The following is a 13,508-nucleotide window of genomic DNA, read 5'->3' on the forward strand; positions in this document are numbered from 1 at the left end:
ATTCAGGTGCTGACCGGCATTCGGTTGCCTATGACGCAGGGTCACAAGCGAGTTTACTTGCGCCTCAGCGGTGCCAAGGCAGTGTCTTCGTCACGCCACGCGATCAGCCCGTCGCGAACGCCTGCGGCCATGCCTTGTCGCCAGATCGGGTCATTGAGGTTCTTCAAATCCTCGTCGGTAGACAGAAACCCCACTTCCAAGAGGACAGACGGAATGTCGGCCGCCTTCAAAACGCTGAACCCGGCGCTCCGCAAGGGCCGCTTGTGAACGCGACCGACGGCGTTCTGGATTCCGTCCAGCATATGTTTGGCCAGCGCCTCGCTGCGGGGCGCGTTTTCCTGTCGGGCGAGGCTCATCAAGACATTCGCAACACGGTCGTCCGACTGGCTCAGGTCAACCCCGGCAAGCAGATCGTCCCGGTCGTGACGTTCCGCCAATGCCTCGGACGCGGCATCGGACGCCTCGTCAGACAAGGTATACACCGCGGCTCCCGTCGCCTCCCCTTCGGCCAGCGCATCAGCGTGGAGCGAAATGAAGATGTCGGCCCCCGCATCCCGCGCCCGCGCCACACGCGCTTCCAGTGACACGAAGTAATCGCCCGTGCGGGTCAAAGACACATCGAACCCACCGGCGCGGCGCAGCACTTCCTGCAATTCACGCGCGAAAGTCAGCATCAGATCGGCCTCGCGCACCTCACCCCGCTCGGCACCCGGATCGATACCGCCATGGCCAGGGTCGAGAACGATCTTCAATCGGTTGGGATCGCGTGGCGTGATCCTGTCGACGCGCGCGGGTTCCGGCAGGTCCCACCCTGCTTCACGCGGCGCGCCCGCCACGGCATCGAACGCCGCCTGATCGGTCTGTTCCATTATTACCGAAATCACCGCCCGCCCTGTCGTGTCATCGGTGATAAGCGCCGCCGTGTCGATCGCCATCGGTTCCGCAAGTTCAGCCACAAGCCGGGACCATCCGGGCCTGTACCCGCCGACCCGCAACGTGGTGACACGGTCCGCCGCGATCAGCGCGTTTGTGTCGACGTCGCCCCACTGGACTTCGCGAAAGTCCATCACCAGCCGGTTTGGTTGCGTCAAAGTAAAAACACGCCACGGCACGCCCTGACTGAGTTCCAGCCGCAATTCCGCGCCACCCCAGCGATCCTCGATCGACCCCACCTCGAAACGCGCCAAGGCACCCAGGTCCTGCGCAAGGACCGGGGTCGCGCAGATCACAGCCAGAAAGGTTGCCAGAAATCGTGTGATTACACCGCTCATGCCTGATTCTCGTGGTCTCTGACTGGACCTTTGGAGACACAGTACACGGAATTCGGATGTTCCAAAACCATGGGAATGGCCGGTTTCCGCGTCGAAAGGTTCAATCGATGTGCCCGCGCGCCGTCATGAACCGCTTGAGGCGGTCCAGGCCTTCGACGATGTCCTCGGTCGCGCGCGCATATGAGAAGCGCAATGTCCCGCTCCCGCGCACCGGATCGAAGTCGAGGCCAGGAGTCACCGCCACGCCCGCTTCCTCTAGAATCGCCTGCGCAAAACCACGACTGTCATCGGTGAACTCGGACACGTCCGCATAGACATAAAACGCACCATCCGGCGGGGCGATCCGGGTGAAGCCCGCCTTCGGCAACCCGTCGAGCATCAATTGACGGTTGGCCCGATAGACCTCCATGTTGCTGTCCAGTTCCTCACTTGCATCCATCGCGGCAAGGGCCGCGACCTGTGCCGCATGCGGCGCGCAGATGAACAAGTTTTGCGCCAGCCGTTCGACCTGCCGCACCGTGTCGTCGGGGATGACCAGCCAGCCGACCCGCCAGCCCGTCATGCTGAAATACTTGGAAAAGGAATTGATGACGCAAACATCGTCGCTGATCTCAAGCGCGCTGACCGCTTTCTTGTCGTATTCGATTCCGTGGTAGATTTCGTCCGACAGAAACGCGGCGCCTTTGGCCTGCGCCGCATCGACCAGTGCGCCAAGCGCGTCGCGGCCCAGCATTGTACCAGTCGGGTTTGCTGGCGAGGCCACCATCATGCCTTCGTACTCCAGACCTGCCAAATCGGACGGTTCCATTTGATACCGCGCCTCGGCCCGTGTCTCGATCTCCAGCGGCATAAGGTCGAGCGACTTCATGATCTGGCGATAGGATGGATAGCCCGGCGCGCCTAGCGCGATGCGGTCGCCCGCATCAAACAGAGCCGTGAACGCCAGAATGAAGCCACCGGACGATCCGGGTGTTACCACGACGCGCGCAGGGTCGAGGTCGACATCGTACCACTCACCATAAAGCTGCGCGATGCGTTTGCGCAGGGATGGCAGGCCCAGAGCGACCGTGTATCCAAGCGCGTCATCTTTCATCGCGTCAGCCAAGGCTTGCCGCGCACGCGCAGGTGCAGGCGTTCCGGGTTGTCCAACTTCCATATGAATGATGTGTCGCCCCGCATCCTCGGCCTGACGCGCGGCTTCCATGACATCCATCACGATAAAGGGATCAACCGCTCCACGCCTTGAGTTCCGCATCATTCTCTCCCTAAGGTGCACCTTGGCAGACCTATGGGTGAAGGCAGGGCAAGGTCAATGTTCAGAGCGACACTGCAATTCTTGCGCGTGACGGGTCTCGCCCTGTGTTTCGCGGCGACGCTGGCGCTGTCACCTGCCCACGCGGTTCAACTCCTTCGGGACGCCGATGTCGAATACGCGTTGAAACAGCTTGGCGCGCCCGTCCTGCGCGCAGCGGGGCTCAGCCCAAATCAAGTGCGCATCTTGCTGGTCAATGACAGCAGCCTGAACGCATTCATCATCGATACGCAGCACATCTTCATTCATGCTGGTCTGATGTCGAGGCTCGACAGCGCCGCGCAGTTGCGAGCCGTGATCGCCCACGAGGCAGCGCATATCGCCAACGGACACATCGCGCGACGCCTTGGCAATATGCGATCGGCGCGCACCGCGGCGGGGCTTGGCATGGTGTTGGCCGCCGCCGCTGCGGCGGCAGGGGGCGGTCAGGCGGCAGCAGGTGTCGCCATCGGCACGCAATCCTCGGTCATGCGGAACTTTCTGGCCCACACACGGGCCGAAGAATCCTCGGCCGATATCAGCTCGATACGCTACCTCGTCCGCGCGGGCGTCGATCCGCAAGGCGCGATCGAGGTGCAGGATTTTTTCCGCGGTCAGGAAGCGTTATCAGAGCGACGGCAGGACCCCTACATGCGCTCGCACCCGCTGACGCGCGACCGCCTTCGCGCGCTGAAGGGCTTGGTCGCCAGTGTTTCGGCAAAGACCGCACCAGACCCATCAGCCCAATACTGGTTCGCACGCGCGCAGGGAAAGCTGACCGCCTTCACCCGCGCGCCACAATGGACCCTGCGGCGGGCTGACGACAGCGTCTCGGCGGATATCGCACAGATGCGCAAGGCCGTGGCTTACCATCGGCAATCCGACTTGCGGCGGGCGTTGAGCAACATCGACGCCGCTATCGCGTCGCGTCCGAACGATCCGTTCCTCCGCGACCTGAAAGGCCAGATCCTTCTGGAATCCCGTCGCGCTGGTGATGCGGTTGCGGTGTACTCGGCCGCAGCACGACTGGCGCCGCGCGAACCCTTGATCCTCGGCGGCTTGGGACGGGCGCATCTGGCGGCCGGGAATGCGTCTGAAGCCCTCAACGTGCTGGAAGCGGCACGCGGGCGTGACTTCCGCGATACGCGGATCCTGCGGGATCTGGCCGTCGCCTACGCAAAAACCGGCCAAAACGCGATGGCGTCACTCGTGACCGCCGAACGCTATGCCTTGCAGGGCCGATTAAATGACGCCACGATCCACGCCAAACGCGCAGAGGGGGCATTGCCACGCGGATCAGGCCCGTGGAAACGCGCCCAAGATGTGTTAAGTGCAGCCCAAAGCGCTGGACGCCGCTAGCTTTCCAATTGGAGTGACCATGTTGAAAACCCGCCTCGCCTCTTCCGTTCTTGCGCTTGCCATCGGCACCGGCGTATTCGCGTCCGATCTTGATTTCGACAACATGACAGAGGCCGAGCGCGAGGCGTTCGGTGCGCAAGTCCGGGCCTATCTGCTTGAGAACCCGCAAGTCATCATGGAAGCCGTCGACGTGCTGGAAGCCCGGCAAGCCGAAGAGCAAGCCCAAGGCGACATCGCACTCATCGCGGAAAATTCCGAGGCCATCTACAACGACGGATATTCATGGGTGGGCGGCAACCCGGACGGGGACGTGACCATTGTCGAGTTCTTCGATTATCGCTGCGGTTTTTGTCGTCGCGCGCATCCCGAGGTGGCCGAGCTTCTCGAACTCGACGGGAACATTCGCTACGTCGCCAAGGAATTCCCGATCCTCGGTGAAAACTCGGTCATATCCTCGCGCTTTGCGCTCGCGGTGCGCGAAGTGGCCGGAGACGATGCCTATGCAGAAGCCAAGGATGCACTGATTGCGCTCAACTCCGAGATGGAAGAGCCGGTGTTACGCCGCCTCGCCGATACGCTTGGCCTTGACGCTGATGCGGTGATTGCGGCGATGGACAGCGATGCCATCACCGAACAACTTGCCGAAACCCGCGACCTCGCCCGCGCGCTACAGATCAACGGCACGCCGTCTTTTGTGATGGGGGATCAACTCGTGCGTGGCTACCTACCACTGGCGGCAATGCAGCAGATCGTCGACGAAACACGGCAGGACGGCTGATCGCCAATTGGCGCAGCGCCCTCGAGGCACCGCGCCCTACTCTGCCGCTTCTTTCGCCGTGTCCAATTCAGCTGCTTTCCGTTCCACCTGTTCCACGATGTGGTCGATCATCTGATCGTTCGACATCTTGTGGCTCTGCTTTCCCGCGAGGTAGACCATCCCGGACCCGTTACCGCCCCCGGTAAAGCCCACATCCGTCATCAATGCCTCGCCGGGACCGTTCACCACGCAGCCAATGATGCTCAGGCTCATGGGCGTCTTGATGTGCTCCAACCGTTTTTCCAACGCTTCGACCGTCTTGATCACGTCGAACCCCTGACGTGCGCAGCTTGGGCAGGAAATGATGTTGACGCCCCGATGGCGCAGGCCAAGCGACTTGAGGATCTCATACCCGACCTTCACCTCTTCCACTGGATCGGCAGACAAGGACACACGGATCGTGTCGCCAATGCCCATCCACAAGAGGTTGCCCAGACCAATCGCGGATTTGATTGTGCCCGACATCAGGCCACCTGCCTCGGTGATCCCAAGATGGATCGGTGCGTCGGTCGCTTCGGCCAGTTGCTGATAGGCTGCTGCCGCCATGAAGACGTCCGAGGCTTTGCAGCTGATCTTGAATTCGTGAAAATCGTTGTCCTGCAAGATCTTGATATGGTCTAGGCCTGACTCCACCATCGCATCCGGGCACGGCTCGCCGTATTTCTCAAGAAGGTGCTTTTCGAGCGACCCAGCATTGACGCCAATGCGGATCGAACAGTTGTGGTCGCGCGCGGCCTTGATGACCTCCTTCACGCGATCCTGACTGCCGATGTTGCCCGGGTTGATCCGCAGGCACGCGGCCCCCGCCTCCGCCGCCTCGATCCCGCGTTTGTAATGGAAATGAATGTCGGCGACGATGGGCACCGGGCTTTCGCGCACGATGTCTTTGAGCGCTCTGGAACTGTCCTCGTCCGGCACCGACACACGGACGATGTCTGCACCCGCATCCGCCGCCGCCTGCACCTGCGCCACGGTGGCCTTCACGTCCGGAGTGAGTGTGTTGGTCATCGTCTGAACAGAGATCGGGGCATCCCCACCCACAGGCACATTGCCCACCATGATCTGTCGTGACGTGCGACGGTAGATGTTGCGCCACGGGCGGACGTGATTGAGGCTCATTTAGGGTTCCTCCGGCGGGATGTGTCAACCAAACTGTACAGTTGTTCCAACCGTATAGCTAGGCCCGCGGGCGCACGCCTTCAAGCCAATCTGCAGGTGCTGAAAAGGGTCAGTCTGTCGCGCCGGGCACGGCGAGTTCGGCCACAACGCGGGCCAGGTCGCTATCCGCTTCGATAGAGGCGACCGAATATGTCTGGCTCAGCGTGTCGACAGACAATGCAACGTTCGACGTCACCGATCCGCGTGGACCGGCAGGTCCGTAGGTCTGGCCGTTCATCGCGAAATAGATCGCGCCGGATTCGCCCACGCGCAGCGTCGGCGGTTCCTCGGTTACGGGCACCTGATAGGTGTCGCCCGCATTCATGATCGTCTCGAAAATAACGCTGCCATCGCCTGCGCGGACACGCACCCATGCCGGGCGCACGGCGACGAGCGTCACACCCGGCGCTGTATCTTCGAGGATCTTCGGTTGCCCGATTGTAGGCTGGCTTGTGTCGTTTCCGAGCGCGGCCAAAACACGCGACAGATCACCGTCGGCCTGAAGGTCGGCCGGTTCAAGCGCAGCCGCCAGCGTCGGCCCATCCAATAGCAGATCGGACGTTACGGTCCCACTCGGTCCAACCGGTCCGACTGTTTGGCCGTTCACCGCGACATAGACCGCGCCGCTTTCGCCGACGTTCAGAAGGGCGTTGGCTTCCGAAGCGGGTACCGACCAGGTATCCCCCGCTTGCATGACCTGTTCGAACAGGATGGATCGGTCTTCGCCCCGCACCCTTACCCAGGCCGGACGTGCCGCAACCAGCGTGATACCTTCCGACGGAAGCGCTGTTGTGCCAGCCGCTTGACCAAACGGACCCGGATCCGGTTCGCGATCGATCGAAGGCAATTCCTGGCGCGTTACGCTGGCGAATGCCCCGACGCTGTCGGGATCAAGGGTCGAAATCGGGGCGTCGCGCGCGACCAGAACCGGCACGTCGAGTGCCTGCGGTCGGTAAAGACGGTCGAAGGCCTCAACCGTCGCGGGTGGCGTAAAGACACCCGCCCCGGAGCTTGCAATCGCGCCGGCATCCGGGCCGGTTTCGGTCGGCTGCAAGGTTGTCTGCAAGGGATCGAGGTCCGACAAAACCACCGGGGTCTGGTCGACCGGCGCGAGTTGCACCCGCTGCACTTCTTGCAAAACGGAATAGCCACCGTAGCCAAGCCCACCCAACAGCAAGACCAACACGAAAGTGGAGCCGATGGCACCGGGTTCGATCCGGGACAGGAAGGAGTCCCCGCTTGGCGCAAACGGCATCGCCGGCTGCGCGAAGGGATCGCGCGCGACTGACGGCCCCTTGGCTTTTGCTGTATCAATCGATTTGCGCGACGACGCCGCGTCGGACATGCCATGCGCGGTCTCGAAGCCACTCTCGGCACAGAACACCGCAAAGGTGTCGTCCGGATCCATGCCGAGATACCGTGCGTAGGACCGCACGTACCCTGCGATGAAGCCCGGCGTGTCGAACGCGCTCGGATCGCAGTTTTCAATGGCGGCGATGTAGCTGGCTTTGATGCGCAACTCGCGTTGAACATCCAGAAGCGATTTTCCAAGAGTGGCGCGTTCCCCACGCATGACGTCACCAAGACGCAGTTCGAAATCATCGAATCCGCGTGGTTTGGCTTCAACTGTCTCGTGCGATGATTTTTGGGATTTTCGCCCAATCATACTCGCTGCCCCTTGCCGTTCCACCGTCTACGCGCTGCCTGTCCTGCGCGTTCTCGGTGAGTCGAGTCGCGCGTTTTATTACTGCTACGCTAACATACAACAAGGTTTATTGCACGGTTTCCGCGCGTTAAGCGCTCAGTTCGGCGCGATTCAGCGCACAATGCGCCCAAAGTTCGTCCATCGCGCGGACCAGCGTGTCGATTTCCTTGGGTCCATGTACAGGCGACGGCGTGAAGCGCAGACGCTCCGTGCCGCGCGGAACCGTTGGGAAATTGATCGGCTGAACGTAGATTCCAAACCGTTCAAGCATCATGTCGGACAGCTGTTTCGTGTGCACCGGATCACCGACCATCACCGGGATGATGTGGCTGCCGTGATCGATGATTGGCAGGCCAAGCCCCTTGAGCCGCATCTTCAGAATGCGCGCCTGTAACTGGTGCTGGTCACGCAAGCTCTGATCCGTTTTCAGGTGGTTGACCGACGCAGCCGCACCAGCCGCCACCGCGGGCGGCAGAGATGTGGTGAAGATGAAGCCCGGCGCGTAAGACCGGATCGCGTCACACATTTTCGCCGACGAAGCGATATAGCCACCCATGACGCCATAAGCCTTGGCCAGAGTGCCGTTGATGATATCGATACGGTCCATCAGACCGTCCCGTTCGGCCACACCCGCACCGCGCGGGCCGTACATGCCGACTGCGTGCACTTCGTCGATATAGGTCAGCGCACCGAATTCGTCCGCCAGATCACAAATCGCCTCGATCGGGCCGAAATCGCCGTCCATCGAATAGATCGATTCGAACGCGATGAGTTTCGGGGCGTCGGGATCATCGGCCTCGAGCAGTGAGCGCAGATGATCGACATCGTTGTGTTTGAAGATTCGCTTGGCGCCACCATTGCGGCGCACCCCTTCGATCATCGACGCGTGATTCAGCGCATCCGAGTAGATGATAAGACCCGGAAATAGCTTCGGCAGCGTCGACAGAGTTGCGTCATTCGCGATGTAGGCCGAGGTAAACAGCAGCGCCGCTTCCTTGTGGTGAAGATCGGCGAGTTCGGCCTCAAGGCGTTTGTGATATACCGTCGTGCCCGAGATGTTCCGCGTACCGCCCGACCCCGCACCAGTGGCCTCCAGCGCTTCGTGCATCGCGGCTAGAACCGCCGGATGCTGGCCCATGCCCAGATAATCGTTGCCGCACCAGACCGTAATGTCCTGCTCCGTCCCGTCCGGCTTGCGCCACACGGCGTGCGGGAATTGACCATTGCGGCGTTCGATATCGATGAACGTCCGGTAACGACCTTCTTCGTGCAGACGGTTCAGCGCGTCATCGAGTTGGGCGGTATAGCTCACCGGCATCTCCTTATAAGCCTGCGAAAGTCTGGGGCTTGCGAAGCACCCCCCATGCCGCATTCAGGTTTTAGAATGGATATAGATCACATCCCTTGGTGACAACGTTTCTAAGGAACGACCAACCGTCGCAGCCTTGATCTAAGTCAACTGATATCCGAGGTCTGGCGGTAAACCTTCGAAAAACCGCATGTGATAAGGATATTGAGCCAAGAACTTCGCCTCCGCACGATGCCGCGGCATATCGCTGGACAGTCGCCTGCGCGCTGATAGGGTCCGACAAAACGCGCAGAATGGAGCTTTTCAGATGACCCTCGATCCGGTGCTGTCCCAAATTGATTCTGACCTTGATGCCAGCCTCGAACGGCTGAAAGACTTGCTCCGCATTCCGTCGATCTCAACCGACCCGGCGTACAAGGCAGAGTGCGACCGCGCTGCGGATTGGTTGGTAGAGGACCTTCGCTCGCTCGGTGCGGACGCATCCAAGCGCGAGACGCCCGGCCATCCGATGGTGGTGGGACATATCGACGGGCCTGGGCCGCACCTTCTGTTCTACGGACATTATGATGTGCAGCCTGTCGATCCGCTTGATCTTTGGGACAACGATCCGTTCGATCCTCAGATCGAGGAAACGCCGAAAGGCAAAGTACTGCGCGGGCGTGGGACGTCTGACGACAAGGGTCAACTGATGACATTCGTCGAAGCGTGCCGGGCGTGGAAGGCAGTGCATGGCACCCTGCCCTGCAAGATCACGTTCTTCTTCGAAGGCGAGGAGGAATCCGGTTCGCCCTCCCTCATTCCGTTCCTCAAGGAAAACGCCGACGAGCTGAAATCGGATATCGCCCTGATCTGCGACACCGGTTTGTTCGACAGCCGCGTGCCCGCGATCACCACCATGCTGCGCGGCCTCTTGGGCGAAGAGGTGACGATTATCGGTCCGAACAAGGATCTGCACTCGGGCATGTTCGGCGGCGCTGCCATGAACCCGATCCGTGTGCTGACCCGAATCATTGCCGCCCTGCATGACGAGAGTGGCCGCGTCACGGTGCCGGGGTTCTACGACGGTGTGCCCGAGCTGCCAGACGAACTGATGACGCAATGGGAACAGCTTGGTTTCGATTACAAAGCGTTCCTTGGTGATGTTGGCCTGAGCGACCTAGCGGGAGAAGCCGGGCGCAGCGCGCTTGAGATGTTGTGGTCTCGGCCCACCTGCGAGGTCAATGGCATTGGCGGCGGGTATCAGGGGGACGGATTCAAGACGGTCCTCCCCTCAAAGGCAAGTGCCAAGATCAGCTTTCGACTTGTCGGAACACAGGACCCCCATGCCATCCGTAAGACTTTCCGCGAGATGGTCGAGGCAATGGTGCCAAGGGATTGCACTGTCGCGTTCAAGGAACACGGCGCGTCGCCAGCATCTGTCATGTCGATCGACAATCCCGCCTTCGAAAAGGCGCGGGAAGCGCTGAGCGATGAATGGCCCGACGAAGCGGCATTCATCGGCAGCGGCGGTTCAATTCCTGTCGCGGGATATTTTCAGACGTTGCTCGGCACAGAGTCCATGCTCATCGGTTTTGGCAAAGACGATGACCAGTTGCATAGCCCGAATGAGAAGTACGACATCGAGAGTTTTCACAAAGGCACACGCAGCTGGGCAAGAATCCTTCACAACCTAAGCGTGTAGTCTTTGCCCATTTTACGTCGCGTCACCCGGCAATATGCCTCAATTTCGAGCGTATTTTCATATCACAGCCCCGTACTTACCCAAATGAGAACACATTTGGTAACGATTAGTTAACGCCATGAGACGCACGATCCGCAAACAGACACAGGCTGATTTCAACGACCGCATTCGTCGTTTGGATCCCAAATTCGCGAAAGCGAAGCCGACTCAGCGGATGGACGTAAAACCATGGGAAGTCGAAAAAAAGCGCCGCGAGACATCGGAAAGCCCCATCATGATGACCGGGCTTGGATGCGCGTTGGTGCTGTCGGCGCTATATGGTCTGCAGAACCCGGACACGGTGCGTGACCTTCTTCTGCAATCCGGTTGGCCGGGCGAGTTTTTGACATACGCCATGAACGGTCTGACGATCATGGCCTTTGGTCTGGTCTTCTTCTTCCTCGGCAACATGTTCCGCATCTTCAATCCCCGCGCGACGGGTCGCCGGAATGCGGCAGGTCTGGTAGTCGGCGCGATTGCCGGTGTTGTCCTGTTCAACTCGCCGGGCAGCTATGTCGACAGCGCCTACGCCGCGATCGGAGTAGAAAGCATCGGAGAGATCTTTGCTTTCGCACAACAGCGCGGCACGGAACTCGCGAGTGTTGACTGGTCCAGCGTGAAGATGGTTTCCTCTGACGGGAAATGATCGCCGACCACTCGTTTACCCACACCTCACAGACAATTGCCTACACAACCTCCGGGGATGGTGCACCACTCCTGCTGCTGCACGGGTTTCCGCAGACCCATGTCATGTGGCGCCCGCTTCTGCCCGCCCTCTCGAAAAACCACTTCACCGTTGCAGCTGATCTCAGAGGCTACGGAGAGAGCACGAAACCTGAAAGAGTCGAAGACATGAGCTTTCGCGCCATGGCGGACGATATGGTCGCCCTGATGGCATCTCTGGGTCACGACAGCTTTCATGTCGCGGGTCACGACCGTGGCGGACGCGTGGCGCATCGCATGGCGTTGGATCACCCGTCGAAAGTTCGGTCCCTCACGGTCATGGACATCGTCCCCACCGAACACCTTTTGACGAACATGACAACCGACATCGCAAAGGCCTATTACCACTGGCTTTTTCTGGCCCAGCCGGCCCCGTTTCCCGAAACCATGATCGGGCATGATCCCGATGCGTATTTCGAGAGATGCCTGCTCGGCTTCGGCAAAGCGTCGCTGGAGGATTTCGATCCAGAGCTTTTGACCCTCTACCGGCAAAGCTGGCGCGATCCCGACTGCATCCGCACCATGTGCGATGACTACCGCGCCGCGATCGAGATCGACTGGGAACATGACCGGCAGGACCTCGACCGCAAGGTCACCTGCCCCGCGCTTGTCCTCTATGGACAGGACGGCGCGATGGCAAAGCTGTTGGATGTCCCGGCCACATGGGAATCCCGCCTCGACAACATGCAGCACGCGGCCATCGCAGGTGGGCATTTCTTTCCGGACCAATCGCCCGACGCCACGCAAAACGCGCTGCTCGACTTCCTGAAGACTGTCTGAGGAAAGTGGCGCGGTTGACGGGGCTCGAACCCGCGACCCCCGGCGTGACAGGCCGGTACTCTAACCAACTGAGCTACAACCGCGCATTTCACGCTGATCCGTTTGGCAGTGGTGGCGCGGTTGACGGGGCTCGAACCCGCGACCCCCGGCGTGACAGGCCGGTACTCTAACCAACTGAGCTACAACCGCTCACTGCCGCCCGCATCTGGGCGTGACGCGGGTTCTAGGGTCAGCGCCCTGCCCCGTCAAGCGGTTTCAAGTCCGGAAATCGGTTAATTTGGCGCGGCGGCCGGACAAAGTTTCCGACCGCCGACTGCAATCACTCGATCCCGTAATTCTGCGCCACAAGTCGCGAGATTCGCTCCAACCGCGCGGCCGACAGGATCAGCTCTGCCACGGTTGGACCGTTGCCCTGTCTCGCAATCTCGTAGGCGGCGTGTTCCGTGAGTGCCGCCGCCTTCTGAAGCGCTTCTACGACGCTTTCAGGTCCCTGTGTGTGACGCAGGTTGTCGATGACAGCCTGTTGATCGTGATCGAGGAGCATTGCCATCCCCACCCGTTTTTTGTGGATGGCCTTGAATGGCGCAGTACACCGCATCTGTCAGTCACGCAGTTACGGGACAATGGCGGGTTCAAGGGGGAAGAATGAGCCCGGACCCCACCCCGCGCAGCGCGGCGGATGTGCGGTCGGTCACGCCGAGCTTGTCGAAGACCCGCCGGACATGCGTGTCGACCGTGTGATGCGACACCTCAAGGATATCCGCGATGACCGAATTGCTCTTGCCGCGCGCGATCCAGCGCAGGATCTCTAGCTCGCGCCGTGACAGCTCGAACCGGGTCTCGAAATCCATCAGCTGTAGCTCGCACACCCGGATGTGGGCAGTCTGCGCGATACATTGCAGCTCTGCGATCTCGGTCGGGGACGGTCGCGGCGTTCCCTGCGCAAATCCAAGCCCGACATACGCGTTGTTCATCGCCGGGCCAAAGACCTGAAACGCAATGCCATCGCCGAGATTGGCTTCTTCCATCTCTTTCAGATACGCGTTCTCGACCTCACCGATGCGCGTCAGCTTCGGAATGTCGGACCAGAAAAACGGTGTGGCCGCCAAACGGGCATAGCCTGGAATGGGGTCCACCAGGAAAAGCTTTGCTTCGATATAATGACAGACCCAATCGGACGAAAAGCCATCTGCGATCACCCGAATCGAACTGGTCTCATCGTCCGAGGTCAACGGCGTTTGGTAACGGTGGTAGCTGATCTTCTCGATCCCGCGGGCATGAAAGCTGTCCACCACCAGCTTCCAGACATCCCTCGGGGCCTGCGCCGCACGCATACGGCATATGATGTCATGTAACGCCAGAAACTCGGACATGG

General features: G+C 60.5%; 12 protein-coding genes and 2 tRNA genes. 5 read left to right on the forward strand and 9 right to left on the reverse strand.

Features of this window, described 5'->3' with window-relative positions; all coding sequences use genetic code 11:
• Positions 1–53 precede the first annotated feature (53 nt).
• Both BUA42_RS07320 and BUA42_RS07325 read right to left on the reverse strand, forming a co-directional pair.
• Positions 54–1,271 (reverse strand): N-acetylmuramoyl-L-alanine amidase, encoded by a 1,218-nt coding sequence (locus tag BUA42_RS07320; protein WP_084066152.1) that lies wholly within the window; start codon positions 1,269–1,271, stop codon positions 54–56.
• Between the two features lie 100 nt (positions 1,272–1,371).
• Positions 1,372–2,526 (reverse strand): pyridoxal phosphate-dependent aminotransferase, encoded by a 1,155-nt coding sequence (locus BUA42_RS07325; RefSeq protein ID WP_072777465.1) that lies wholly within the window; start codon positions 2,524–2,526, stop codon positions 1,372–1,374.
• Positions 2,527–2,583: 57 nt separating this feature from the next.
• On the opposite strand from BUA42_RS07325, the gene BUA42_RS07330 reads away from it, so the two are divergent.
• Positions 2,584–3,921: a M48 family metalloprotease gene (locus tag BUA42_RS07330; RefSeq protein WP_084066153.1), complete on the forward strand. Its 1,338-nt coding sequence runs from the start codon at positions 2,584–2,586 to the stop codon at positions 3,919–3,921.
• A 19-nt stretch (positions 3,922–3,940) separates the two neighbouring features.
• Complete coding sequence (locus tag BUA42_RS07335; protein ID WP_072777466.1) at positions 3,941–4,699, forward strand: DsbA family protein; 759 nt, start codon at positions 3,941–3,943, stop codon at positions 4,697–4,699.
• 36 nt (positions 4,700–4,735) lie between these two features.
• On the opposite strand, the gene ispG is transcribed toward BUA42_RS07335, so the two are convergent.
• The 3 genes from ispG to hemA form a co-directional block, all read right to left on the reverse strand.
• Complete coding sequence (gene ispG / locus BUA42_RS07340) at positions 4,736–5,857, reverse strand: flavodoxin-dependent (E)-4-hydroxy-3-methylbut-2-enyl-diphosphate synthase (protein ID WP_072777058.1); 1,122 nt, start codon at positions 5,855–5,857, stop codon at positions 4,736–4,738.
• A 109-nt stretch (positions 5,858–5,966) separates the two neighbouring features.
• Positions 5,967–7,562, reverse strand: coding sequence for a helix-turn-helix domain-containing protein (locus BUA42_RS07345; protein ID WP_072777059.1), 1,596 nt, complete (start codon positions 7,560–7,562; stop codon positions 5,967–5,969).
• Positions 7,563–7,689: 127 nt separating this feature from the next.
• Entirely contained in the window at positions 7,690–8,913 is a 1,224-nt protein-coding gene (hemA, locus tag BUA42_RS07350; RefSeq protein WP_072777467.1) for a 5-aminolevulinate synthase, read from the reverse strand.
• Positions 8,914–9,217: 304 nt separating this feature from the next.
• Here hemA and BUA42_RS07355 point away from each other — a divergent pair, with 304 nt between their 5' ends.
• From BUA42_RS07355 to BUA42_RS07365, 3 genes are all read left to right on the forward strand, one after another.
• Complete coding sequence (locus BUA42_RS07355; protein ID WP_072777060.1) at positions 9,218–10,591, forward strand: M20/M25/M40 family metallo-hydrolase; 1,374 nt, start codon at positions 9,218–9,220, stop codon at positions 10,589–10,591.
• 118 nt (positions 10,592–10,709) lie between these two features.
• The gene (locus tag BUA42_RS07360; RefSeq protein WP_072777061.1) at positions 10,710–11,276 is read left to right on the forward strand and encodes a hypothetical protein; all 567 of its coding nucleotides are present in this window, start codon (positions 10,710–10,712) and stop codon (positions 11,274–11,276) included.
• Positions 11,273–12,133: an alpha/beta fold hydrolase gene (locus BUA42_RS07365; protein ID WP_072777062.1), complete on the forward strand. Its 861-nt coding sequence runs from the start codon at positions 11,273–11,275 to the stop codon at positions 12,131–12,133. The genes BUA42_RS07360 and BUA42_RS07365 overlap by 4 nt, the downstream gene beginning before the upstream one ends.
• Before the next feature lie 6 nt (positions 12,134–12,139).
• Here BUA42_RS07365 and BUA42_RS07370 read toward each other — a convergent pair.
• From BUA42_RS07370 to BUA42_RS07385, 4 genes are all read right to left on the reverse strand, one after another.
• Positions 12,140–12,216, reverse strand: a tRNA-Asp gene (locus BUA42_RS07370).
• A 29-nt stretch (positions 12,217–12,245) separates the two neighbouring features.
• Positions 12,246–12,322, reverse strand: a tRNA-Asp gene (locus BUA42_RS07375).
• A gap of 130 nt (positions 12,323–12,452) precedes the next feature.
• Entirely contained in the window at positions 12,453–12,677 is a 225-nt protein-coding gene (locus BUA42_RS07380) for a hypothetical protein (protein ID WP_143152642.1), read from the reverse strand.
• Positions 12,678–12,765: 88 nt separating this feature from the next.
• Positions 12,766–13,506: a helix-turn-helix transcriptional regulator gene (locus BUA42_RS07385; protein ID WP_072777064.1), complete on the reverse strand. Its 741-nt coding sequence runs from the start codon at positions 13,504–13,506 to the stop codon at positions 12,766–12,768.
• Positions 13,507–13,508 lie beyond the last annotated feature (2 nt).

The organism is Marivita hallyeonensis, from assembly GCF_900129875.1.
Taxonomy (GTDB): domain Bacteria; phylum Pseudomonadota; class Alphaproteobacteria; order Rhodobacterales; family Rhodobacteraceae; genus Marivita; species Marivita hallyeonensis.